Source organism: Acidisoma sp. 7E03 (assembly GCF_054665075.1).
Genome location: NZ_BAAFHE010000012.1, coordinates 1 through 24187, shown reverse-complemented (window position 1 = coordinate 24187; position 24187 = coordinate 1). Strand labels below are relative to the sequence as shown.

Sequence of the window (24187 nt, the reverse complement as noted above, 5' to 3'; positions counted from 1 at the left end):
CTTCGATCGCGGGCGGTGCGAACGTCCGCGATCAACTCTCTCCCCCGACAATTGCGTCTGATCCGACATTGCGTTTGCGCCAGGCGCGCATCACGCTCAGATTGCTATCTTCCTCGTCATCGTCGAGAAGTTCGGGCGCTGCTTGCTGCACGGGCAGAGGCAGCGCAAAAGCCGTGTTGCCAGACACCAGTCGCACCACTTTGGTTTCGATTGGCGCCGGTTCTTCCGGTTTGGGGAGCATCGCCGCGTAACCCTGCGGCGTAAGCTTGAGGGCAGCGGCCTTGGCCTGCTTGATGCCGTTCTTCCAATCGCGCAGCGCTCTCGCATGCGACCGCGCCGCATCGACATCGTTGAAGCCAGTGGCGTCGATGACCGGTGCAGCGCCCAGATAGACGCCGGTCGCGTCATAGACGTGTAGATCAGCGTTCAGCACCTGAGGATCGAAGCGCACGACAAGCTTGTCTCCCATGTGCCGGTGCAGGAATTCGCCCCAGTAGCGATTGCCCATGAAGGTGATCGAACCATCCCGGCGATTGCAGGTCACGGCTTCGGCCGTCATGAGCCACAACTGCCGCTGTTCAGCCGTTGCTTTTCGGATGGGCGAGACCGCGTAGGAGCGCTCAAAGACCTCGTCGAAGGAGAATCGACCTGCGCATACCTTCGTGTTGCGGAGCTGGCGCGCGTTGTGCTCGATGATTCCAGCCGTCAACACGTCGACGAATGCCTGAAGATCGACAGCATTCGCGCTGTTGTAGTTCTCGGGCTTGTTCGTCGGATTGTTACCCGTATATGACCCGGCGAATGCCGGGTGACGCGCCAGGTTCCTGGCAAACTCACCGAAGGCGCGTTCGATCGGCTTGGCCTGGCCGTGGAAGGGCCGTGCCCAATGCACCGTGACGCCTAGGATTTTCAGCAGGCCGTCGGGTTCTTCATCCCGAACTTTGAAGCGGTAGCGGTTCGGGATGCCGCCCGTCAGCCATTTAGACGCGAAGGCACGTCCGTTATCGAGGTAGCAGTGCGACGGGATTCCGTAGTGCTCGACGACGTCGCCAAAGGCGAGGCGGACGGCGTTCTTGTTCTCCGAACGGTCGAGCCGCCAGCTGAGAATTTTCCCGCTATAAAGGTCTTGGAAGGCAACCATCATCGGGCGACCGACATAGCCGTCCGGCCAGCGCACGAAGTTGTCCCACTCGTGGCCGTCAGCGCAGACCGCTTCTAGGGCATGGAACACGCCGCGGTCGCGCTCCTGTGCCGGATACATGCGGCTCAGAGCCTTGTCACCTTCGCGGCTTAGCACCACGAGCGGCCGGGGCAGAGCGTCAACCCGACGCTGCAGGGTCGCCTGGCTAGGTACTACCCATCCTTTGGTCTTTGCGATTTTGAAGAGGCGCCGGTAGCAGTCCGAGAGCTGCGGCTGTTCAAGACGCAGGTAATCGGCGCAGAAGGCATCCCATGCTTCTGGAGTGAATTCGGCCTTCACTTCACGGCCGCGCTGAGCCGGCAGAAGGAAGGGAGCCCACTCGCTTCGCGGAATGCCTCGAACTAGGGCGATCCAGTTGTTCAGCGTGCCCTTTCGGATGTCGAACTGCTTTCGCACTTCGAGCTTCGCATCCTCGCGCTTCTGACCGCCCCGAACGAGCGCATCGTAGGCATCGAGGCATTTCAGAATGAAGAGCGCGCGCTTACGCTTGCTCTCGGTCGCCTGGTTCCAACGTCTCCACGCAGCCTGATACAGCTCGCCGTCCTGATGGGCCGAACCTTCAATCCGGCTCTCCCATTTCGTCATAACGCACACCTGAGCTTCAGGTGGCAGGATGCTAAAATGGTACTCTTTTCCGCCGCCGGCCTTCTGCCGGTTGCGATGCTTCTTGTTGCGGTAGGCGACGCCATCATAGCCATTGTGCTTGATGACCTCATAGAGCGCGCGTTCGCTCAGCACACCAGGCAGATTGGCAGCCGCAAACTCGGGGATCGTTGCCCATTCCAGGTCTCTCTTCATCGAGCGACCTCGATGTCTTCAGCGGAACCGTCGCCTGGAGCGTCATCTCCATCTGGGTTCTGCCCTTGACCTTGTGGATTGGGGAATGGACCGCCAGACCAAAGCCAGTGAGCTGGAACATCCAGCGACTTGGCGATCCGCTCGAGCATCTTCCACGAAATGAAGTGATGCCCTTGCAGTCTGATGATTGTGTCTTCTGCGATCCCCGTGTCCTCAGCTATTTGCGAGATCAGATAGCCGGCCCCGTATTTTCCCCGGATGGCTTGGTTGAACCTCTGTATGAACCCATCGATAGAGTCCATCTTTGCGAAATTCCACTCGCGCCTATATAGCCACTTCACCATTAGCCACGCCTCCCGCGAGATTGCCGACGCAACCGATCTTCATGACGGCGCAGTTCTTTGAGGTGCTCGTGGATAGCCGCCAGTTCGATCAGCGGCAGATGCTTCCGCTCGATCGTGGCCCAACCGAGCGGCTCAGCCAGAAGCTCCACGAGACGCCGATCCTCGGTCGCGTGCAGGAGAGCGACGAAGCGAGGAACACTGATCTGGTGGGTTTCCCGTTGGGGCGACGCGTAAGCGTTCAGCACATTGATGCTGATGGAACGGCCAAGACGATCTGACATGCGACGCGCCACCTCTTCGCGCGGCCGCCCGCACGATTTCAGGGTGGTGGAAATGGCGCTGGAAAGCCGCTCGGAGAAGGTCAGCCCGCGCACCTCGAAATCATCGAAGCGCGCAACCGGGTTCGGCGGCTGCCACTCAAGAAGGTCGAGCTGCCCTTCGACTGCTCGGCCGCGCATCAGGCAGCATCCTTCCGAAGGATCGAGCCCTTCTTGATCCAGCCTTCCTGCACTAGGAAGTCGAGGAACGCGAGCCGGGCATCCTTCGAGACCTTCTCGAACTTCTTCGAGAGGGCGTGGCTCTCGCGTACCCAGGCCGCGTTTTGAACGGTCGTCTCGGCCTCGGCTTCCGCCCTCATCGCGGAGGGCAGTTTGCCAGCGTCAAATGCCTCCTGGATTACCTGCGCCTGCTGGTCGCGCGGGATCTGCGTTCCGATCCATTCAAGCTCCTTGCGGTTGTCGGCAATCGTGGTGCCTTCCAAGAGGCTGCGGGCATCTGGCGAGAGCGCGGCCGCAAGCTTCACCCAGGCACGAATAGCCCGGTCGGTGACGCCCATTTCCTCCGATATCTTTGTGGCAAAACTCTTGGGGCGAGCGCCGATAAGGGCAGCGCTCTCCTCCATCGAGGACCAAACGGCATCGCGTTCCGTTTGGTCGATGTCATCCTCATCCGACCCAGACGCAACGCTTGCGTCTTGGTCTAAGCCTCTGATTCCACCCCATTTTGTCTCGGGAAACGCTTTGAGATACAGAGCCTTCAGCTCTTCGAGGCAGATGGCCCGTCCAAGGATGGTCAGGGACAGGTGCCGGAAGTTCTCCTCGATCTCGACGATGCGAGCCTTGTCGTCGGAGAGCGTCACGATCTCCGCCGGAATGGTCTCCCAGCCGAGCAACTGGGCGGCATTCCAGCGATTGAAGCCCGCCACGCCCTGCAGGAGATTGCCTTTGAGCTTGCGCACGATGATCGGGGTCAGCAGCCCCTGATCGTCCATGGAAGTGGCGAGCGCCTCCACGTGCTGCCGATCGGCCCGGCGGATGCGCGCTTCAGACCAGGTGATATCGGCGACCTTGATCAACTCGACCTTGATAGCTCGCATGTTCAGGCAGCCACGCTTTTTCTACGGAGACGGTCGGGTACCGCCGCGATAGGAGAGCGGGGTGTAACGAAGGAGATCGGCGTGCCATCAGGCTGATAGCGATCAGGCCACACCTCGTAAGGCTTCATGCCGAGAAGCTCGGCGAGCTTTGCCTCTAGAGCGATGGAACTGCCTGGGCGGCTCAGGACGTTGCTCACCGAGCTGGGGTGGTAGCCAAGCTCTCTGGAGAGGTTGGCAAGAGGGCCGTACTTCTTTCGAAGCGCCGCTTTGATATCCTCGACGTGCATTCCGCACGGTCGGCGTGCCATATGGTTTCTCCTCACGTGATCCAGCGCCAACTGGATGATGTTTGGGCTGTAAAAATGATTTCGTTCGCACGAGGGCAACAACCAAATGTCATATTATGAACCGAACGGCAATAGTCATTTGGCGCTGCAATCTTACCGATCGGTAATCTTCTGCCAAACGGCGAAGATGTCGCTGATATGACTGACGATTTTCGCAGAGGCCGCAACCAAATGGCCGGTTCAGCCATTTGCGATCCTGAGGATGACGATCGGAGCATAAAAGAGAGGGCCGAACGGCTACGCTTGGCTGTTCGGCTCGCCGGCGGGAACACTCGCGTTGCTCAAAGAGCTGGGATGCCTGTGGGCACACTCACTCGCTACTTAGCTGGGCGCGATATGAAGGCATCCGCGATGATCGCCCTGGCACGCGCCTGCTCGGTCTCGCTGGATTGGCTCGCGGAAGGAGTCGGAGAGGCCGACATGGCGGCTGGTCATTCAGAAGATACTGCACCTGTGACACCGGCAGAGACCGTCGGCATCAAGTATTTGGACGTCCATTCCTCGCGAGGGCCAGGTAATTTTTCTGAGGATTTGACAGATGCACCAATATTAGACGTTCCAAAGCGGTTTGTTGATGTGGCTTTTCATCGCGGAATGAGCGATTTTTTCATGATGCGTCTTATGGGTAACTTTATGGAGCCCACTATAAGAAGCGGGGAGGTGATCTTTATCGATCGATCAAGGTCCGCTTCATTTGATGGCATCTTTGCGGTGATCTTCTCCGGCATCTTCATGATAAGACGCCTGACTGTCCGCAAGGAGGGGCTTCTGACGCTCTCCTCCGACAATGAGAGCCACGAGTCTGGGGATCACCCCATTGATCGCGTTCGGTGGGAACTTCCCCACCCCGATGCCGATATGAGCAACCTGTTCATCGTCGGCCGGGTCGCCTATCGCCTTCAGTTCATGCTTTAAGAGCCGTCTAAGAGGCTCTAAGGTCGGTCTCGATTAATCTAAGTGCGGGCGCTGGATTTCGCATTTCATCTGAATGCCGGCGCCCGACGCTGGATCATTTCGCAAATCCAAACCGGCTCCTTTCGGGACATCCCGGCGCCGAATTTTTGGCGGATTCCTTCAGGTCTCGTCCCTATAAATCCCGAAAATTCCCGGATGATCCCGGTTTCTCATTTCAAGTGACGAGGGACACCGTCTCAACTTCTATCGCAATTTCGAGCAGTGCCTGCACCGCGTGCCGGTGGACGCAGACTTCGTGGCCCTTTGCGACCAGGACGACGTGTGGCACGCGGACAAGCTGACGTCGCTTCTCGGCGCATTCGACGACCAGACGAAGCTCGTCTATAGCGATGCCCGCCTCGTCGATGCCGACGGCCACGTGCGCTCGGACACCTTCTGGGTGGGCCGACGCAACAACTACACCGACCTCGCCACGCTGATGGTCGCGAACACGGTGACCGGCGCAGCAAGCATGATCCGCACCGCTCTCTTGCCTGACATCCTGCCGTTTCCGGAACCCGTTGGGCCGATATTCCATGATCACTGGATCGGCCTGATGGCGCTTTACACAGGCCGCATTGGCTATGTTGAAAGGTCCCTTTACGACTACGTGCAGCATGCCGAAGGGGTGATCGGGCACAACTACAATGCCTGACCGGGCCTCACCGCTGCGGCGCGCGAAGTCCTGCGGCACGTCCCCCATCGCGGGCGGATGGCCCGGGCGGCGACGGGTCTCCTGAAGCAGGCCGTTTCAGACCACGTTTTCGTTCTTCAAAAGGCCATGCTCGGCCGGCTGCTGATGCTTCGGGCACCGGAGGCGGAGCCGGCGAAACAGGCAGTGGCGGCCCGCTTCGCGGTGTTTGACAGCTCCCCCCGCGCGGTGCTGCAGGAGAAACTCTCTGCGTCTCTGTCGCGCCGTCCGACCCTTAACCTGGAAGGCATGTTTCTGTGGTCAGTGCTCGGCACCAGGCTGCGCAATCTCGCCTTCCGGGCGAAGCAATCCCAGATCGTCCGACTGCAGAGAGAGAGACCGGGCGCCCGCCTCCTGGATGCGGTGATCCGCGATCCGAAGCCTGGCGCGAGCCTCCCAACCGCAATCGCGGAGCCTGTGGTTGCCGCGGCGCCCGAGGCGCCGCCGGTCGCGGTGCTGGAATACGGAAACACGCGCCCGATTCATCACAACATCTCCGGGCTGACCCTCGACGTCTCTTCCGCCCATCCGAAGCGGGTCAATCTGCTCTTGGCGATGATCGACTTCAAATACGTCTTCGGCGGCTATCTCGGCATGTTCAACCTGGCCCTTCGTCTTCGGCGCGAAGGCTATCAGGTGCGCATCATCTTGCACGAGCGTAGCGACTGGGACATGGACTCCTGGCGCCAGCAGATCAAGAAATATCCCGGCATCACAACGCTGTTCGACGAGATCGAGGTGATCAGCCGGTTCGATCGCGCGGTTCCCGTCCCGGCTCATCCCGAAGATCGCTTCGTCGCGACCAATTGCTGGGCCGCGCATATCGCGCATGAAACCGTGCAGGCTCTGCAAGAGAAGCGCTTTCTGTTCATGATTCAGGAATATGAGCCGTATTTCCTACCGATGAACTCGATCAGCGCCTTGTTCCAGCAGGCCTATGATTTTCCGCAAGTCGCTCTCTTCTCGACGGCGCTTCTCGCGGACTTCTTCCGTCGCGAAAAGATCGGCGTCTTCAAGCGCCCTGGCGGAGAGGCGGACGCCGCAATCTTCAGCAACGCCATCCAAAAATTTCATCCGAAGCGAGAGACGCTGCAGCGTAGCGAGCGCAGGCTGCTGGTCTATGCACGGCCGGAGGAGCATGCGGCGCGCAACCTCTTCGAGCTCGCGATGATCGCGCTTGCCAAGCTCGCGCGCGATCCGCGCATCTCCCTCGAAAACTGGTCCTTCCACGGCATCGGGTCCATCGATCGGCGGGTGAATTTGGAACTCGCGCCGGGCCTGCCGCTGCAACTTCTGCCGAAGACCAGTCTGCAGGAGTATATCGATATGATGCCGCGGTTCGACGTCGGGCTGTCGCTGATGCTGACTCCGCATCCGAGCCTCGTACCTCTCGAAATGGCCTCGGCCGGGATGTGGGCCGTGACGAATACCTTCGCCAACAAGACGTCGGAGGCGCTGGCCGCGATCTCTTCCAATCTCATCGGCGTCGCACCCACTGTCGATGCGATCGTCGATGGGCTGGTACAGGCCATGCAGCGCGTCGATGACCTCGATGCGCGGCTCGCCGGCGCGGAGATCGACTGGCCCGTCGACTGGGATGCGGCCTTCCCTCTGGAAAGCCTGGATCGCATGCGGCGGTTCCTCGGTCCGCGAGGCGCGGAAGCCTGACCGTTCCTTCGCTTGCAGGCGAGACGACGGCCACCAGTGACCAGCATCAGGATTTTCGGATGTCTCTAGCGGAGAATTACGACAAGGCATTTTTTGAGGCACAGGCGGCAGGCAGTCTGCAGTCTGCGCGCGTCGTGCTGGGGGAGATCCTTCCGCTCGTCCGGCCGCGCCGCATCGTCGACATCGGGTGCGGCGTCGGCTCCTGGCTGCGTGCTGCGCGCGAGCACGGTGTGCCGGAGGTCGTCGGCATCGATGGGGATTACGTTGACCGCGCGGCACTGCTCATCGAGGATCATTGCTTCATCCCCGCCGATCTGGAGACGGTGGATCTCGCCACGTTTTTTTCGTCCAGATCCTTCGGCCCCTTCGACATGGCCATTTGCCTCGAGGTGGCCGAGCACCTGTCCTTCGCGCGAGCGCCTTCACTCGTCGCCGGCCTTGCCGCGCTCAGCGATGTCGTCCTCTTCTCGGCCGCGGTCCCCTTCCAATACGGTGAGCATCACGTCAATGAGCAATGGCCCGAATTTTGGGCCATCCTCTTCCGGGACCAAGGCTTCATCTGCTTCGACCCGTTGCGAGACCGGTTGTGGGGCGATGGGACTGTCGACTGGTGGTATGCGCAGAACACCCTTCTTTTCGTTCGGGAGGGCTCGCCCCTTGCCCGCACACTGCCGCAAGAGCAGCGGGCATCGGCCAAGGGGCTCGCCCGGGTCCATCCGCAGAACCTCCTGACCAACGTCCTCGCCCTGCCGCGGCGCTATCGACTTGATGCGTCGGCCGAGGAATTCGCTGATTTTTCGACGGTCCAAACGGCCTACGCCACGGGAACGAGACATCTGCCGTCCCTCTCGGCCCCGGCGCGCGCAGCCGCGACTGAAGAGGGCTCGCGCGCCACCTTTCCCTGGACGCGATTGGAGACCTATCACCCCGAGCAGGAGATTGCGGATCTTCATGCCGAAGTCGCGCGCCTCAATCACCGGGTTTGGGAGGTCGGCGAATATCTTCGCAGTGCGGAGGCCTCCTATGCCGCTGCCCAGCGACAGATTGCGGATCACGGGCGCGCGCGTCTGGAGGCTCTGTCGCGCCTCAACGAAGCCAATGACCATATCCAGTATCAGCACGGCCTCGTTGATGAGCTGCGCCTACAGATTTACACCGTGGGCGAGGAGCTTCGGGCGCGCGAGGCCCGGGTCGCCGAATTGGAGGTCGCGGCAGCCGATAGGCAGCGTCTTGAGCAGGAGGTCGGTCGGCTCCTCGCAGAGATGGCGGCTCTCCAATCATCCGCCACCTGGCAGGACGGGCTGCGCGTTGCCGCATGGCGACGCCGGATTCCGCGCTCCTTGGTCCGCGGTCTGCGGGTGGCGCGACGGCTATTGCGGGGACCGAGGAGACAGACCCCCAGCATGGCGTCAGCCGCGTCATTGCCGGGGGATGCCGGGCTGCAACTCACCGCGTCTTCGCCGACCCAAGAACCCGCCGCTGTCTCTGACTCTGACGTCGATACGTCTTCCTGGGCGGAGGCCGGCAGCGCCCTTATTTGCAAGTTCAACAAGCCTTACGGCCGGGTGAGCCGAGCAACCCTGTCGAAGGGCATGTCGCGCCTGCGGCGGTTCGAGCTGTTTGACGAAACAGACTACCTCACGCGCAATGAGGATGTGAAAGAGTCGGGTCTCGATGCCTTCACCCACTTCCTTCAAGCTGGCGCGCTTGAAGAGCGCGGGCGGACCGAGCCAGAGGAACTGGCACGGGTCATGGGCAGCGTCCTGCTTCTGGAGCATGCCGCGCAGGCAGAACCCCAAGTCAGAGACGACTACGCCCATCTGCCGGATCTCGTGCGGGACGTCGGCCCGATCGGCATTTTCGTCAATTCCCGCGGGAATCTTTTCATGGCCGATATCGCCGAGGACCTTGCGCGCGATTTGCGCGCCGTCGGCGCCGATGTCCAGGTGCTGGACGAGAACAGCGGGGTCGACGATCGGCCTGGCGTCAGCCTCTTCGTCGCACCACACGAGTTCTTCACCTTGGGCGATGGACCCCGCTGGATTCGTGACGACGTGATTTGGCAAGGCTTCATGTTCGGCACCGAACAGGTGCAGACGAAATGGTTCCAGTTGTCCCTGCCCTTCATTCTGATGTCGGCCGGCGTGCTGGACATCTGCGCGCAGACCGCGCAGCTCTTCGGCAAGACCGGGCTTCCTGCCCTGCACTTGCTGCCCGGATGCAGCTTCGAGCCCTTCGGCCTCACGGAAGCCGATCGGCGGCACCCGCTGTTCCGTGTTCTGCCGCCGGCGGCGCAGCGCGATCCGAAAGCGCCCACGCCCTTCATGGAACGGCCGCTCGACATCGCCTTCTTCGGTAACTCGAGCGAAAAGCGTGACCGATTCTTTGGACGAAATGCCGCCTTCTTCGCCGAGTTCGACACGGTGCTCTATAACCGTCGCGCGGAGCGTGGCCCCTTGCTCGGCCGCGGAGAGGAAGAGGCGCTGTCGCGTCTGGCAGCGCATGTTTCGGGCCATGCCAAGATCACCCTCAACATTCACCGAGAAGATTTTGGTTATTTCGAGTGGCATCGCATGGTCCGCCTCGGCATGTGCGCGGGCAGCGTCGTCGTCTCCGATCCCTGCCTGCCGCATCCCGACTTCATCGCCGGCACACATTATTTCCAGGAGCAAACACGGCACATCCCCGATCTTCTGGAGTGGCTGCTGCGTAGCGAGGATGGACGACGTGCAGCAGAGCGTGTGCGCGCCAATGTCGATGATCTGCTGACCCACTATTTCGACACGCGCCATACTGCGGCCGCCATGCTGCGATTCCTGGGCCAGCACAAAGCCCGCGGCTGACGGAGAGTATGATGCTGCATCCAAGCCCCACCCAGACGATCTTCGATACCCAAGCGCAGGATCTGCCTCATCCTGGTCTGGTGACGATCGCCATCAGCCTCTTCAACTATGCGCGCTTTCTGCCTGACTGCCTCGGCTCTGTCGCGGCCCAACGGCATCAGCCGCTCGACATCATCATCGTCGATGACCTATCGCAGAAAGACGACTCGCTCGCCGTTGCACATGAGTGGCTTGCCGCGCACGCCAGCCGGTTCCGGCGCGCTCGGCTGCTGCAGCACCGCCGCAATCAGGGTCTGGCCCGCAGCCGGAACACCGCCTTCGCCCATGCCGAGAGCGACTACGTCTTCGTTCTCGACGCCGACAACATGATCTATCCTCGTGCCGTCGGCCGCCTGCTGGACGTAGTCTGCCAGAACGATGCCGCGGCGGCCTATAGCCAGATCGAGTTGTTTGGCGACAAGAGCAGCGTCGGCGTCGCGGACGTGTGGCAGCCTGCCTGGCTGAAGACCGGCAACTACATCGATGCGATGGCGCTCGTCTCCCGGCGGGCGTGGCAAGATATCGGCGGCTACTCCCACATCGAGGGCGGTTGGGAGGACTATGACTTCTGGTGCAAGCTCATCGAGCAAGGATACGAAGGTCTTTTCGTGCCGGAGATCCTGTGCCGCTACCGTGTGCACGGAACCTCCATGCTGCGCACCGAGTCCGCCCGCTCCTACGACAGCATGTTCGTCGAGATGACCATCCGCCATCCCTGGATGCGCCTCGCGCCCATTGCGCCCGAGTTCAAGCTTCCGTGAGGGCGTCAGCCGCGCTCAATGCGGAAATCGATCTTGCGACCGTCTACCCCCTCGAGCAGGAAGCCATGCTCGCGCTGCCGCTGGGCTACGAGCCGGAGGCTTGGCCGGTGCCGCCGCGCCTCGCGGTCATGTTCCACGCCTTCCATGTCGAACTCGCGCCGGAGTTTCTGAGCTACTTCGCCCACCTTCCTCAGGATACTGATCTTTTTCTGACAACCGACAGCGAGGACAAGCGACGCATCCTGGCCGACCTGGTCGCATCCTGGGGACCGGGTAGCGTCTCCATCCTGGTCACACCCAATCGTGGACGAGACATCGCCCCCAAATTGGTGGGGCTTGGCCCGGTCCATGGCGATTACGATCTCGTGCTGCATCTTCACACCAAACACTCCTCGCATGAGAGCGGGCTTGGTGGCTGGCGCGGCTATCTCCTGGAGACGCTGCTCGGCTCTCCGGCTGTCGTGCGTGGTGTGCTGGAGGCCTTCCGCCAGTGGCCAAGGCTCGGCATGCTCGCTCCGCAGCATATCGATCAACTCCGCCCCTGGATCCGCTGGGGCGAGAATTACGATCAGGCGTCAGATCTTGCGGAGCGCATGGGCGTTTCACTGCCGCGCCGGGCGCCGCTGGATTTCCCCTCCGGCTCCATGTTCTGGGCTCGTCCTCAGGCTTTGGCGCCACTGCTCACGCTCGGCCTCCAGTTCTCGGATTTTCCCGAGGAGGATGGACGAACCGACGGCACCCTGGCTCACGCCGTCGAGCGCCTCTATTTCTTCGCCTGCGAAGCCGCAGGCTATGACTGGATGAAGATTACGCGCCCAGGCATGTTGCATGAGCAATTCGGATTGCAGGAGGCACGCAGCCCCGCCGAGCTGCGCCGTGCTCTCGGCCGCTCCATCCTGCGCCTGCAGAACCTCAGCGAGAGCCGCCGACCCTTCACCGATCAGCCGGTCATTCCTTTCTTCCCGCCGCGCCCCAAACGCCTTCCCTACTTGCCTTGGCGCGGCGTGACGGGCGATCCGGCAGGCAGCGTAACCGGCCGAGCCAAGATTCTCTTCTCTCAGGATGATCCGGTCGAAGACGGCTGCCTCACTGCCGCTCATACCGCTCTACGTAGCGCCAGCGATACGGATGATCCATCATGGCAGGGTGCATGTGCCGTCATCCCACGCGAAAACGTGGGGGATGGGGTAGCCCGAAGCTTCGCCGCTGGCGCCGATCTTGTTCTGGTGATGAGCGAGCCTGCCGTGCTTCACCCGGGTGCTGTCACCGCCCTGCTGCGTATGGCCCAGGCCCATGGGGGCAAGGCCCTGCTGGAGCCTGCCTGCGTGCCGCCTCCTTCGATGCAGCTGGCCGATGGCGGGACCTTCCATCTCGCCCACCATGCAAGCGATACCATCGCCATCCCGCGCGCGGCATACGAGGCGATGGGTCCGCTTGGCTCGGCGACCGGGGCGGAGGCATTTACCCGAGCGATGCAAGAGCGTGCGGAAGCGGCAGATCTGCCACTGCTGCTGTGCCCTGATGCGCTCCTTTTTCCGCAAGTCGCGCCCGCGGCAGGAGATGAACCGGAGCGCGAAGACGCACTCGACATCCTCATCCGCCTTGAAGATGAAACGGACCTGGCCCTTGCAGAGCGCAGCCTTTTCACGATCCTGGGGCAGACGGTGTCGCTTGGCTTGACAGTGCATTTCATGCTGACGCGCTTTCCGCAAAGCGGCCTACGCGCCTTGCGCGAACGCACCGAGCGTCTTCGCCACCTCAATCCGGAGGCGCGCGTTCAATTCCACAACTGGGATGAACCGAGCCCGTTTGACGTACGGGCCGCCGTGCTCAACCAAGGTCTGTCCCTCACGGAGGGACGGTATCTCATGATCCTAGAGCCTACGGACATCCTCTTTCCGCAGGCACTCGCTCAGCTTTGGGCCCGGGTCTCGGCCGCGGAAGCACCCCTCGCGCTCGGCTACTTGCAGATCGCACCGGTATTCTGGTGGGGTGAGACGATCCTGCCGCGCGCGCCGGAGAGCCAATCCGCCGAAATCTTCATGCTCGACAGGTCGCGCCTCGCGCCTCGCGACACCGCGTTCCGGCGAACCGCCGAGAATGGTGAGATCGCGCAATTCATCGCCGATGTCCGCGCCACGCATCCTGTTGCGCCGACGATAGGTGATGGTTTGCTCGGCCTGCGGCAGCGGCCGCTCTAAGCGATATCCGGCGGCGATAGGGAACCTCCTCATGACAACTGACACAAGGCCAGCCGAGATCGCCCGCGGAACGGAAAGGCCGGACATGGACGTGGCGTCCGAGGTGGAATTGACCATTCTCATGCCTTGCCTCAACGAGGCCCTGACGGTCGGAACCTGCGTCAGCAAGGCGCTTCGCTATCTCTCGACGTCCGGCGTGGTCGGAGAAGTGCTCATTGCCGACAATGGATCGACGGACGGGTCACAAGTCATCGCGCGCGAACTGGGGGCCCGAGTGGTGGACATTCCGAAGCGGGGTTACGGCGCTGCCCTCATCGGTGGCATCGCCGCCGCGCGCGGACGGTTCATCATCATGGGAGATGCTGACGACAGCTATGACTTTGTCAATCTCCAACCCTTCGTGACTGCGCTGCGCGCGGGCGCGGACCTCGCGATGGGCAACCGGTTTCGCGGTGGTATCGAGCCTGGAGCGATGCCGCCGCTCCATCGCTATCTTGGCAATCCGGTGTTGAGCGGCATTGGCCGGCTCTTCTTCGATCGCCGCATCGGAGACTTCCATTGCGGGTTGCGGGGCTTCCGCAGAGAAGCCATGCTGGCGATCGGCCTATCATCCCCGGGCATGGAGTTCGCGAGTGAAATGGTGGCAAAGGCCGCGCTGAACGGCCTCCGCATCACCGAGGTTCCGACGCGCCTGAAGAAGGACGGGCGGGATCGTCCGCCGCATCTCAGGAGCTGGCGGGATGGCTGGCGCCACCTGCGGTTCATGCTCATGTTCAGCCCGAACTGGCTCTTCGTCTACCCGGGCGCGCTCTTGTTGCTGCTCGGCGTCGCCTGTCTCGCCCTGCTCGCAGGTGGCCCGCTACGGGCGTGGGGTGTCACCTTCGACATCAATACGATGGTCTATGCGGGAGATGCCGCGGGCGTCGGCTCGCAGCTGTTGACTTTCGGGCTCTTCGCAAAGCTCTATTCGGCGCAGCAAGGCTTCTGGCCGCCAGACCGCCTGGTGCGGTGGTGGCTCGGCGTGCCCTTCGAACTGCTCCTCATCGCGGGCACCATCCTTGCGGTGATCGGCTTCGGCTGGTCCATCGCCGCCGTCATGCAGTGGGGCGCCGGCCATTTCGGCGATTTGCGGCAGCCGGCAACGCTGCGCGCAGTCATTCCATCGGCCACGTTGATGGTGGTCGGCGTGCAGTGGATGTTCTTCTCTTTCCTCAAAGGTCTCCTGCGGCTTGAAGCTTAGGATGCTCTGGAGCGCCCGTCAGGCAGGACATGAAGACGCATGGATTCGATGACTCTCCCTGATCGTGCGCCTGCCCGAGCGCCGGCGGAGCTGCTGCGCTCTTCCCGCCCTTATCCTCGCATCGTGCTGGCGGCGATGGTGGTGTCGAGCCTCGCCTACGTCATCCTCTGCATGCATGTGCCGGTGGTGCTCCTGGCCGATGCCGGCTTCGATGATTATCTTTTTATCCAGCACGGGCTGAGCATCATCTCGGGCCAATGGCTTGGCCCCTATTCGCAGATGACCCTCGCGAAGGGCCCGGGCTACCCTTTGTTTCTCGCGCTCAATGCCGCGCTCGGGGTGCCCGTCACCTTGAGCCACGCCCTCCTCTACGTCGTCGCCTGCTCGGTCGCGGCACGTGCCATTTTCCGGCTCTCGGGCTCTGCCTCGCTCGCGTTGATCTGCTTCCTCGCTATCGAGTGGCACCCGGCGGTCATTCCGATGCGCATCGTACGCGATGATCTGTCGGCGGCGCAGGTCCTCCTGATTTTGGGCGCCGTGTGCCTCTTTACTTTTTCCACCCAGTCATTGGGACGGCGCCTCTTGTGGACGCTCTTCGGCGGCCTCGCCCTTGCGTGGTTCTGGCTCACGCGAGAGGACGCGGTGTGGGTTCTGCCTGGGTTGTGCGTCGTCATTCTGTTGCAGAGTTTGCGCCTCTCGCGCGATCGGAGGGGCCTCCTCCGGCTTGGCCTTTGCGGCATGGCTTGGGTTGCGTCGACAGGGGTGACGCTCGCCGCCGTCGCCGCCGTCAACCTCTGGGTGTACGGCACCTTCGTGACGGTCGACTTCAAGTCGGCGGACTTCGAGAAGGCCCTCAACATCCTGCAGACAGTGCGCGTGGGGTCACCCGTGCCCTTCGTGCCGGTACCCGCAAAGGTACGCCAGACGATCGACGAGGTCAGCCCGGCTTTCGCGAGCCTAGAGCCCTATTTCAAAGGAGTGGGGCAAAGCTGGACCGCACCAGGTTGCGCGATGCAGCGGTCCACCTGCGGAGACTTCGCGGGGGGGTGGTTCATGTGGGCCTTGCGCGATGCCGTGGCCGCCGAGGGGCATTATCGATCGCCTCAGGATGCCGCGCGCTTCTACCGTTCGCTTTGGCGACAGGTCAAAAGCGCCTGCGAGAGTGGTCGCCTCGTCTGCAAACCCACGCCGCTGCCCTTCATGCCGGCGACGACGGCGGCGCAGTGGCGCCTGCTGCCGCACGAACTGCTCCAGATGTACCGCCTGGCCACATGGCAGACCTCTGTCGCGGTTTGGGACTTCCAGCATCGCTTCCCCAAAAGCAGCGGCGATTTCACCCGCCTGCATACGATGGAGGATTTTCTTCGCCATCCGCGGCGCACGCGGACGGCTTCCGAACGCGGCTCCGTCACCATCAACGGGTGGTATCACGGGACAGATGATGCCTGGATCAGGCTGCGCTGCCGCGATGCGGACGGCGAACTCATCCTGCCCATCACCCGGCTCCATAGCCCGGATCTGGCAGTGTATTTTCACACGCCGAAGGCGGCGAACAATCGCTTTTCCATCACCGTCCCGAATTTGCAGGGCTGTACGCTACAGGCGATGAACACGGCGACCTCTGTGCCGCCGCTCGCGCTCACTGCCCTCGAACCGGGCATCACCCCCTTCGCCGGCGGGCAGTTGAGCGTCGACGACATCCGCGAATCAGGGCCGGCCGGGCAGTTCGGCATCCGCATTCTCCATGCCGTCAACCTCGCCTATGCCTATGCCCTGGATCCGCTGACGATCCTCGCGTTCCTCGTCTTCTGCGTAGCCTTCCTATGGCGCGTCATTCGCCGGCCGCCGGGCTGGTTCGACGCGCCGCTCATCCTCATCATCGGACTGTGGGGGTTGCTCCTGGCCCGGGCGGCGGTACTCGTCCTCGTCGACCTTTCCTCCTTCCCCGCCATCACGCCGCTCTATTGGGCGGCCGGCTACCCTCTGCTTTGCCTCGTGGATCTTCTGTCCCTGGCTCTACCCTTCCTGAGCCCAGCGGTGACACAGCCAGCGGTACACGCACGCGGCTACCGGGCAGCCTGGCCGTGGCATCGGAAAGCCCCGCCTGATCCCTCCTCGCAAAATGTTGATCAGTCCGCAGACGCATCCCGCGGGATTGTCTGACGCGCGGCGCAGGACGGAGAAGGCTCCTGCCGCCCGCCTCATTGCCTGTCGCCAACTTCATGGAACGATAGGTTCGGCCCCTTGGCACTTGTGGAAACACGAGGGGCCGAGGCGTCGGGGAGGCTCGACCGCGCGGTGATCGTCATGGAGGTCCCAATATTCACGCACCCGGTGAGCCGTTAAAAAAGAGCAGAAATGCGCCGATAATCGGGAGGAATAGATGCCGCTGCTTCGCCATCTGAAGGCCGCCGTTCTTCTGGTGGGCATCGGTGTCTGTCTCCTGCCGCCGGTGGCCGCCCGCGCTCAGGACGCGGCGGAGGAGTTGGACCTGCCCGGCCTGCAGAATGATGCGGCAAATTTCCGGACCGATCTCCAAAAGCCCTTTCCCGCAGGCGTCCCCTTGGCGCGCCTGAAACAGGCCAAGGCCGATGCCCTCGCCGCGCTCAAGGCAAAAGATTATGCCCGCGCCCTGCCATCCCTGAAGATCATCGCCGCCGCGCAGGCCGCCCAGAACGTCGCGACCGATTGGGAGATCTGGCTCGCCATGGCGCGGGGCGAGATGGCCGTCACGCCGCAGCAGCCGAAGCTCGCCCTTGAGGCGGGGTGGCTCGCCTTCACCAGCGTCGATACGTCAAGCAATACGGCCGCCGAAGATCAGGCCATTGCCCTCGACAGCATGCGCGAGGCACTGGCTGCCCTCAAGGCACCAGTGCCGCAAATCCACGTCCTAGCCGCGATGGCCCGCCGGCTGCCCAAGGACGCCCCCGTGCAGCAGGACCTGATGCGGGAACGCCAAGCGATCGGCCTCGTCTTCGATGGTGTGGACACGGATGCGGAGTCCTTCCCGACCCGCGCCTGCCTGCGCTTCCTGGGCGACCCATCCTCCTCGCCCGACTTCCATCCGGGTGATTGGGTGCAGCTCGACCCCGCGGTGAAGGATGCCGCCGTCACCCTGGAAAGCCGCCAGATCTGCATCACCGGCCTGCCCGCCGGCGCCACCAGCCGCGTCACCCTGCGTCACGGCATGCCCGGGGACGGTGGCCTCTCGCTGGCACAGGACGTGACCGTGCCCGTCGCCATGCCAGACCGGACGCCGCGCCTCGTCTTCGACGGCGCGCGTTATTTGCAGCCGCGTAGTGACCAGGCAACCGTCGCGCTCGATAGCGTCGGGCTTTCGGCCGTCAAACTGCAACTGGTGAAAATCAGCGAACGCAATCTTCTGCACGTGATGCAGAGCTATCCGCCCGGCAGCGGTGGGATCGACCGTTACGGCGCCCAGGACCTGGCCCAAAACCAGGGCCGCACGGTGTGGTCGGGCTCGGCCGAAGTGCCGCATTTCTCGCGCAACGCTCTGCTCCATACGGTGCTGCCGCTGCCCGCGGCGCTGAAGGACTCCGGCCTCTACGCCCTGATCGCGACGCCTGGGGACGGCACGCCCTTTGCCGAGGGAGATGCGCCGGGTGCCGTCCAGCTCATCCTGCGGACCGATCTCGCGCCGACCCTGTGGCACGGTACCGATGGGGACACGGTGCAGTTGCGCAGCTATCAGACGGGTCTGCCGGTGACGGATGTCACGGTCGACCTCATCGCGACCGACAATTCCATCCTCGCCAGCGCCAGGACGGATCACGACGGCCTCGTGCATTTTGCCGCCCCTCTGCTGGCCGGCCAGGGCGGGGAGGCGCCAGCGGCGCTCCACATCCGCGGCCAGGATGGAGACTTCACCCGTCTCGACCTCGGTGCACCCGATTTTGATCTGTCCGATCGCGGGGCCTCCGGCCAGCCTCAGCCGGGCCCGGTGGATCCCTTTATCTGGACGGATCGCGGCATCTACCGGCCCGGCGAGACGGTGCAGGTGATGGCGCTGCTGCGGGACGAAAGCGGAGCGCCCACCGACCTGCCGCTGCATCTGATCGTCACCCGGCCCGATGGGCGCGTCTTTCAGGATACCGTGCCGGCCCGGACCGCCGATGCGGCGATCCATCAAGCCGTGATCCTCTCCAAGGGCGCACCCTTCGGCACGTGGAACATCGCCCTCAAAACCGATCCGCAAGGCTCCTCCATTGCGGAGGAGAGCTTCCAGGTCGATGCCTTCGTCCCCCCGCGCCTAGCTGTGGAGTTCGCCGCCGGCGGCCCGCAGGTGCTGGCACCGGGCACGACGACGTCTCTGCCGATCAACGTGCGTTTCCTCTATGGCGCTCCAGGCAACGATCTCTCCGGCTCCGCCGTCGTCAACGTCACACCCAATCCTACGCCCTTCCCTGATTTCAAGGACTATAGCTTCGGTCTGGCGGATGACAGCTTCTCCGGCAGCACGTCCCAGAGCGACATGGAGGCGACGGACGATCAGGGCCATACGGCCGCGGTGGTCGACCTGTCGCATTTGCCGGATACGAGTGTCGCGTTGCAGGCGGATGTCACCGCCACGGTGAACGATCCGGCCGGCCGCAGTGTCAGTGCCACCACAACCCTGCCGATTCGCCCGCAAGCGCCGATGATCGGCATTGCAGAGGATTTTGCGGGGGGCTCGGTCAATGCCGATAGTCGCGCGGGCTTCCGCATCGCCGCGGTCGCGCCAGACGGCAAGCGCATCGCCATGCCGGTACAGCTCCGTCTCGTCCGGCAGACACCGGATTGGCGCCTCTCCGTCAGCAACGGCCAGGCGCGTTATGAAACCGTCTGGCGTAACGAGCCGGTCGATAGCCAGAACGTCACGCTCGCCTCCGATGGCAGCCCCTTCTCCTACGGCAAGTCCCTGCCCTTCGGCCGCTATCGGTTGGAGGTTCTGCAGGCGAATGGCGGCATGGCGGTCAGCTCCGTCGTCTTCTATTCCGGCTGGGCCTTCGGCGATAACCCGGACGTGCCCGCGCGGGTCTCCGTGCGCGCAGACAAGGATCGCTACACCCCAGGCGAAACCGCGCTGATCCATGTCGAGGCACCCTATGCCGGGCCGGCCACAGTTCTGGTGATGACGGACCGGGTGAAGCGACTGATCAACCTTCCGGCCAGTGGCGCGAGCTTTGACCTGCGCATCCCGGTCACCGCCGATTGGGGACCGGGCGCCTATGTCGGCGTGCATGTCTTCCGGCCCGGTGCGCCGGCAAGCGGAACCGCCCCGGCCGCAGGGCCGGGGCGCGCCATCGGCCTCACCTGGCTGGCACTCGACCCGAAGCCGCGCACCCTGCCGCTCTCGATCGCAACGCAGCCGGTCTATCGCCCCCGCACGACGGCAACCTTCGCGATCAAGACGACACCCGGTGCCTGGGTCACGCTTGCAGCGGTCGACGAAGGAATCCTGGCGCTCACGCAATTCCAGACACCCGATCCCCTTCAGCATTTCTTCGGCAAGCGCACGCTCGGCGTCGGCATTCATGACGACTTCGCCCGCCTGCTCGCCCCTGCCGGGGATGCGACGGCGATCCTGCGCCAGGGCGCGGGCGGTGATCTGGACGCCGCCTCCACGCCGATCCCGCAGAAGATCGTCTCGCTCTTCGCCGGGCCCGTACAGGCGGGGCCGGACGGTGTCGCCGCCGTGCCGCTGGATCTGCCGGATTTCGACGGCACGCTCCGGCTCATGGCGGTCGGCTGGGACGGCACCAAGACCGGCAGCCTGGGCCAGGACATCGTGATGCGGGACCAGGCAATCGTCGAACCGCTGCTGCCGCGCTTCCTTGCCCCCGGCGACCAGGCGCAGATCGGCATCATGCTGCAGAATTTGGAGCTGCCCGCCGGAACCTTCACGCTGCATGTCGCAGCCGGCCACGGCCTGCATCTGGCAGGAGGCGACCCGACACCGATCACCCTCGCGCAGCAACAACGCCTGGTGGTGCCGCTCACCCTCACCGCCGATACCGTCGGCATGGGCGAACTCACCGTCACGGCCGATGGTCCGGGCGGCTTTCACGTGGCGCATGACACGCGCATCGGCATCCATTCGGCGCGACCGCCGGTGACGCAGGTCAGCCCGCTGTCTCTGCCCCCGGGCGCGAGCCAGACGGTTACGCCGGATGCGAGCGCCTTCATTCCTGGCACCTGGACCGCCTCGGCCACCTTCGGTCTCGGCGTGCGCTACTCCGCCACCGCCATGGTGCAGGCGCTGGAAGCCTATCCCCTGGACTGCCTGGAGCAGTTGACCAGTCGCGGACTGCCGCTCGCCATGCTCACCGGCCCGGATGCGGGCGCAAACCGGGCGGCCGTTCTGCAACAGGTGGTCTCAAGCCTGGCCGATCGGCAACGCTATGACGGCGCTTTCGGCCTCTGGTCCGCAACCGGTGATGCGGAGCCTTGGCTCACGGCCTATGCCACCGACATGCTGCTGCGGGCCAGGCAGGCGGGCGCCGCCGTGCCGCAGCCGATGATCGACCAAGCACTCGGCTGGCTCACCAACGAGGTCGCGCAGCCTCCCGGCGGCCCGACCGATTCTGCCGCACAAGCCTATGCGCTCTATGTGCTCTCCCTCGCGGGCCGGGCTCCGGCGGGCGCCATCCGCGTGGCCGCCGCCAGCATCGACGATGAGCCCACACCCCTCGCCCGTGCGCAAATCGCCGCCGCCCTCGCGCGGCTGGGTCAGGCCGATCGTGCCCGCGCAATCTTCACCGAGGTGCTGGCCGAGCCGGCGCGGAAGGACTGGTATGGAGATTACGGCTCCTCGCTGCGCGACCAGCTGGCAACCGCCGTTCTGGTGGCGGAGAGCGGGCTGATGCCGGATCGTCTCCCGGCGATCCGGGCAGCCCTGCCAGGCGCGGATCTCGATCCGGCCAATCTCAATACGCAGGAAGAGGCCTGGGCCGGTGCCGCCGCCGGTGCCCTCCAGGCGCAGGCCGGCGCCGTCACGCTCACCAGCGGCGGCAAGACGCTGGGGCCTGCGCCGAGCGTCACCCTCGACGTCACGCAGCCGGTGACCGTCGGCAATCCGGGGAAGACCGCGGTTTCCGGCACCTTGGCGATCCAGGGCGTGCCGGCGACGGCACCCCCGGCCGCGCGGGCGAATATGGAAGTGCACCGGCATTTCTTCGCCATGGACGGCAGCACCGTCGACCCCGACAAGCTCCCACAGAACAGCACCTTCGTGATGGAGATCGACGGCAAAGCGACGGACGGGCAGGACCATCATGCCATGGTGCTGGCGGGCCTCCCGGCGGGCTGGGAGATCGCGGGACACTTCTCGAGCGGTGACGTGCCGGGCATGGGATGGCTCGGCACGCTGTCGGAGACGGATGCGGAAGCCGCCGCGGATGATCGCTATGCCGTTGCCCTCACCTTGCCGCACGACCAGCCGAGCTTCCGTCTGGCGGTGATCCTCCGCGCCGTAACCCCGGGCACCTACGACTATCCCGGCATCCTGCTGCAGGACATGTACCGGCCGACGATCTTCGCGCGGCAGGGATCGGTGCATATCTCGGTCACGCCGCCGACCCCGTGACCAGACGTCGGCGACGCTTGCTGGCGGCGGCCGGGCTCGCGGCGGGGCTCGGCCTCGTACCGTTGATCGGTGGCGGCCTGTGGCTGGCGGGCAGCCTCGATCCGGCGCCGCAGCCGGCGGCGGGAAGCTGGGGCACGCGCGTGCTGGCGGCCGATGGCAGCCTTCTCGCGCTCACCCCTGCGCCCGGCGGCGTCTGGCGGTTCCAGACTGATCCGCGCGCCGTGTCTCCCTTCCTGCGGCAGTTGCTGGTGGCGGTGGAGGATCGGCATTTCGGTGAGGAACCAGGGGTAGACCCCGGCGCCGTGCTACGCGCCGCCTGGCAGTGGCTGCGCGCCGGGCATGTCGTCTCGGGCGGCTCGACCCTCACCATGCAGGTGGCGAAGCTGCTCGACCCGCATCCGCGCACCCTATCGGCCAAGCTTCTGGAAACGGCCCGCGCGATGCAGCTCTGGCAGACGCGAACGCCGGACCAGATCATGGGCCTTTGGCTGTCGCTGGCGCCGTTCGGCGGCAATCTGGTGGGGGTCGAAGCCGCGTCCTGGGCCTGGTTCGGCAAGCCGCCCGGCGCGCTCGACGCAGCGGAGGCGGCACTGCTGGTGGCGCTGCCCCGCCGGCCGGAGGCGCTCAGGCCCGATCGGCACCCGGAGGCCGCGCGCCGCTTGCGCAACCGCATTCTGGCGCTTGCGGAAGAGCGAGGCCTGATGTCACCCGAAGAGGCGCGGGCGGCCGAGGCCGAGCCCGTGCCCCGTGCCCGCCATCCCATGCCGCGCAACCTGCCGCAGCTTTTCGCACAGATGCACCGCGCGCCCGTCGTCGCTACGACCATCGATCCTACGACCGAGGCGGCTTTGGCGCAGGCGGCCCAGGCGGCAAGCGCCGCCTTGCCGCCCTCCGTCGCGCTCACCGTGATGGTGGCCGACCTGCCCTCGCGACAGATCACCGCCCTCTGGCTCGGTGACTGGAACGACCGCGCGCGGGCAGGCCGCAGCGATCTCACGCGGTCCCTGCGCAGCCCGGGCTCGACGCTCAAACCCTTCCTCTATGCGCTCGCCTTCGGCGAAGGCCTCGCCAATGCCGATACGCTTCTTGCCGATACCCCGACGCGCTTCGGCACCTATGCACCTGAGGATTTTTCCGGCCGGTTCGATGGACGGGTAACCGCGGCCGCGGCGCTGCGACGCTCCCTCAATCTCCCTGCGGTAGGGTTACTCTCGCGCTACGGCCCGCAGCGCTTTGCGGACCGTCTCTCCGCCGCCGGCACGCCGCTGCATCTGCCGCGAAACGCATCGGCGAGCCTGCCGATCATCCTCGGCGGTGCCGGCCTGTCCATGCGCAGTCTGATGGCGCTCTATGCGGGGCTCGCGACCGACGGGCGCGTGCGGCCGCTGACGCTGCTGCCGGACAGCGCCGAACACCCGGGGGTGCCCCTTCTCCCCACGGCGACGGCCGCGAGCGTCGCCGACATTCTGACACGGCCGTTTCCGACCGAAACGACGAGCCGCGGCATCGCCTGGAAGACCGGAACGAGTTGGGGAGATCGCGACAATTGGGCTTTCGGATTTGATCGCCGGCATCTCGTGGGGGTTTGGGTGGGGCGGCCGGATGGCAGCGCGATGGATGGCGGGGCGGCGGCCGACCATGCGCTGCCCATCCTCGCGCGGATCTTCAGCCTGCTGCCGGCGGAGCCCCGCCGGGTTGTTCAAACGGCGCCCATGCTGTCGCTGGCGGCGCGCCCCGAGGCCGACCCTCTGCGCCTGCTCTTCCCACCGCCCGGGGCGGTGATCGCGGGGCTCGGGCCGCTCGATCTCAAGGCGATGGGAGGTACCCGCCCGCTACGGTTTTTGGTGGACGGTGCACCGCTCCCCTCGATCGCCGCCCTGCGCCAGGCCGAATGGCAGCCGCCGGGCCCGGGCTTCTACCGCATCACCATTCTCGATGCGGAGGGCACCGCCGTTCACGCCGCCATCCGGGTAACGGATACGGAGTAACGCCGAGATACCACTTCCGCGCTATCGGGAAGCAGATTGATGATATGTCATTTTAAGAATTTGGTTGCGGGGACAGGATTTGAACCTGTGACCTTCAGGTTATGAGCCTGACGAGCTACCGGGCTGCTCCACCCCGCGGGGGTGATGGTGTG

Annotated in this window: 15 protein-coding genes and 1 tRNA gene; 10 read left to right on the top strand and 6 right to left on the bottom strand. The window is 64.3% G+C overall.

The window, feature by feature from the left end:
* Positions 1–31: 31 nt before the first annotated feature.
* Genes ACYQ6W_RS17755 through ACYQ6W_RS17735 form a run of 5 tightly spaced genes read right to left on the bottom strand, consistent with a single transcriptional unit; the run spans position 32 to position 4026 of the window.
* Positions 32–1999 (bottom strand): transposase domain-containing protein, encoded by a 1968-nt coding sequence (locus ACYQ6W_RS17755; protein WP_459677150.1) that lies wholly within the window; start codon positions 1997–1999, stop codon positions 32–34.
* A complete protein-coding gene (locus tag ACYQ6W_RS17750; protein WP_459677148.1) occupies positions 1996–2301 on the bottom strand; it encodes a helix-turn-helix domain-containing protein in 306 nt (101 codons plus the stop codon). The genes ACYQ6W_RS17755 and ACYQ6W_RS17750 overlap by 4 nt, the downstream gene beginning before the upstream one ends.
* 41 nt (positions 2302–2342) lie before the next feature.
* Entirely contained in the window at positions 2343–2801 is a 459-nt protein-coding gene (locus ACYQ6W_RS17745) for a phage regulatory CII family protein (RefSeq protein WP_459677146.1), read from the bottom strand.
* Positions 2801–3718, bottom strand: a complete 918-nt coding sequence (locus tag ACYQ6W_RS17740) for a ParB N-terminal domain-containing protein (RefSeq protein WP_459677145.1) — start codon at positions 3716–3718, stop codon at positions 2801–2803. Before ACYQ6W_RS17740 ends, ACYQ6W_RS17745 begins: the two co-directional genes overlap by 1 nt.
* A 2-nt stretch (positions 3719–3720) precedes the next feature.
* A complete protein-coding gene (locus tag ACYQ6W_RS17735; protein ID WP_459677143.1) occupies positions 3721–4026 on the bottom strand; it encodes a helix-turn-helix domain-containing protein in 306 nt (101 codons plus the stop codon).
* Between the two features lie 177 nt (positions 4027–4203).
* Here ACYQ6W_RS17735 and ACYQ6W_RS17730 point away from each other — a divergent pair, with 177 nt between their 5' ends.
* The 10 genes from ACYQ6W_RS17730 (at position 4204) to pbpC (ending at position 24035) form a co-directional block, all read left to right on the top strand.
* Entirely contained in the window at positions 4204–4980 is a 777-nt protein-coding gene (locus ACYQ6W_RS17730) for a LexA family transcriptional regulator (RefSeq protein WP_459677141.1), read from the top strand.
* A gap of 280 nt (positions 4981–5260) precedes the next feature.
* Entirely contained in the window at positions 5261–5674 is a 414-nt protein-coding gene (locus tag ACYQ6W_RS17725) for a glycosyltransferase family protein (protein WP_459677140.1), read from the top strand.
* Positions 5675–5800: 126 nt separating this feature from the next.
* Positions 5801–7378, top strand: coding sequence for a rhamnosyltransferase WsaF family glycosyltransferase (locus ACYQ6W_RS17720; RefSeq protein ID WP_459677138.1), 1578 nt, complete (start codon positions 5801–5803; stop codon positions 7376–7378).
* Between the two features lie 59 nt (positions 7379–7437).
* Positions 7438–10221 (top strand): methyltransferase domain-containing protein, encoded by a 2784-nt coding sequence (locus ACYQ6W_RS17715; protein WP_459677136.1) that lies wholly within the window; start codon positions 7438–7440, stop codon positions 10219–10221.
* Between the two features lie 11 nt (positions 10222–10232).
* Entirely contained in the window at positions 10233–11021 is a 789-nt protein-coding gene (locus tag ACYQ6W_RS17710) for a glycosyltransferase family 2 protein (RefSeq protein ID WP_459677135.1), read from the top strand.
* On the top strand, positions 11018–13222 hold the full coding sequence (locus tag ACYQ6W_RS17705; RefSeq protein ID WP_459677134.1) for a rhamnan synthesis F family protein: 2205 nt from the start codon (positions 11018–11020) through the stop codon (positions 13220–13222). Before ACYQ6W_RS17710 ends, ACYQ6W_RS17705 begins: the two co-directional genes overlap by 4 nt.
* Positions 13223–13307: 85 nt before the next feature.
* Positions 13308–14462 carry a glycosyltransferase family 2 protein gene (locus ACYQ6W_RS17700; RefSeq protein ID WP_459677133.1) on the top strand — a complete coding sequence of 385 codons (1155 nt, stop codon included), beginning with the start codon at positions 13308–13310 and terminating at the stop codon, positions 14460–14462.
* Positions 14463–14510: 48 nt separating this feature from the next.
* Positions 14511–16625, top strand: a complete 2115-nt coding sequence (locus ACYQ6W_RS17695) for a hypothetical protein (protein ID WP_459677132.1) — start codon at positions 14511–14513, stop codon at positions 16623–16625.
* A 220-nt stretch (positions 16626–16845) separates the two neighbouring features.
* Positions 16846–22047, top strand: coding sequence for an alpha-2-macroglobulin family protein (locus tag ACYQ6W_RS17690; RefSeq protein WP_459677131.1), 5202 nt, complete (start codon positions 16846–16848; stop codon positions 22045–22047).
* Positions 22044–24035: a penicillin-binding protein 1C gene (pbpC, locus tag ACYQ6W_RS17685; protein ID WP_459677130.1), complete on the top strand. Its 1992-nt coding sequence runs from the start codon at positions 22044–22046 to the stop codon at positions 24033–24035. Before ACYQ6W_RS17690 ends, pbpC begins: the two co-directional genes overlap by 4 nt.
* 61 nt (positions 24036–24096) lie before the next feature.
* Here the strand turns inward: pbpC and ACYQ6W_RS17680 are convergent.
* Positions 24097–24173: transfer RNA gene (locus ACYQ6W_RS17680), tRNA-Met, on the bottom strand.
* Positions 24174–24187 lie beyond the last annotated feature (14 nt).

Bases quoted from the DNA above. Each gene is read 5' to 3' on its own strand.
- ACYQ6W_RS17755 (WP_459677150.1), bottom strand. From the start codon at position 1,999: ATGAAGAGAGACCTGGAATGGGCAACGATCCCCGAGTTTGCGGCTGCC.
- ACYQ6W_RS17750 (WP_459677148.1), bottom strand. From the start codon at position 2,301: ATGGACTCTATCGATGGGTTCATACAGAGGTTCAACCAAGCCATCCGG.
- ACYQ6W_RS17745 (WP_459677146.1), bottom strand. From the start codon at position 2,801: ATGCGCGGCCGAGCAGTCGAAGGGCAGCTCGACCTTCTTGAGTGGCAG.
- ACYQ6W_RS17740 (WP_459677145.1), bottom strand. From the start codon at position 3,718: ATGCGAGCTATCAAGGTCGAGTTGATCAAGGTCGCCGATATCACCTGG.
- ACYQ6W_RS17735 (WP_459677143.1), bottom strand. From the start codon at position 4,026: ATGGCACGCCGACCGTGCGGAATGCACGTCGAGGATATCAAAGCGGCG.
- ACYQ6W_RS17730 (WP_459677141.1), top strand. From the start codon at position 4,204: ATGACTGACGATTTTCGCAGAGGCCGCAACCAAATGGCCGGTTCAGCC.
- ACYQ6W_RS17720 (WP_459677138.1), top strand. From the start codon at position 5,801: ATGCTCGGCCGGCTGCTGATGCTTCGGGCACCGGAGGCGGAGCCGGCG.
- ACYQ6W_RS17715 (WP_459677136.1), top strand. From the start codon at position 7,438: ATGTCTCTAGCGGAGAATTACGACAAGGCATTTTTTGAGGCACAGGCG.
- ACYQ6W_RS17710 (WP_459677135.1), top strand. From the start codon at position 10,233: ATGCTGCATCCAAGCCCCACCCAGACGATCTTCGATACCCAAGCGCAG.
- ACYQ6W_RS17700 (WP_459677133.1), top strand. From the start codon at position 13,308: ATGGACGTGGCGTCCGAGGTGGAATTGACCATTCTCATGCCTTGCCTC.
- ACYQ6W_RS17695 (WP_459677132.1), top strand. From the start codon at position 14,511: ATGACTCTCCCTGATCGTGCGCCTGCCCGAGCGCCGGCGGAGCTGCTG.
- ACYQ6W_RS17690 (WP_459677131.1), top strand. From the start codon at position 16,846: ATGCCGCTGCTTCGCCATCTGAAGGCCGCCGTTCTTCTGGTGGGCATC.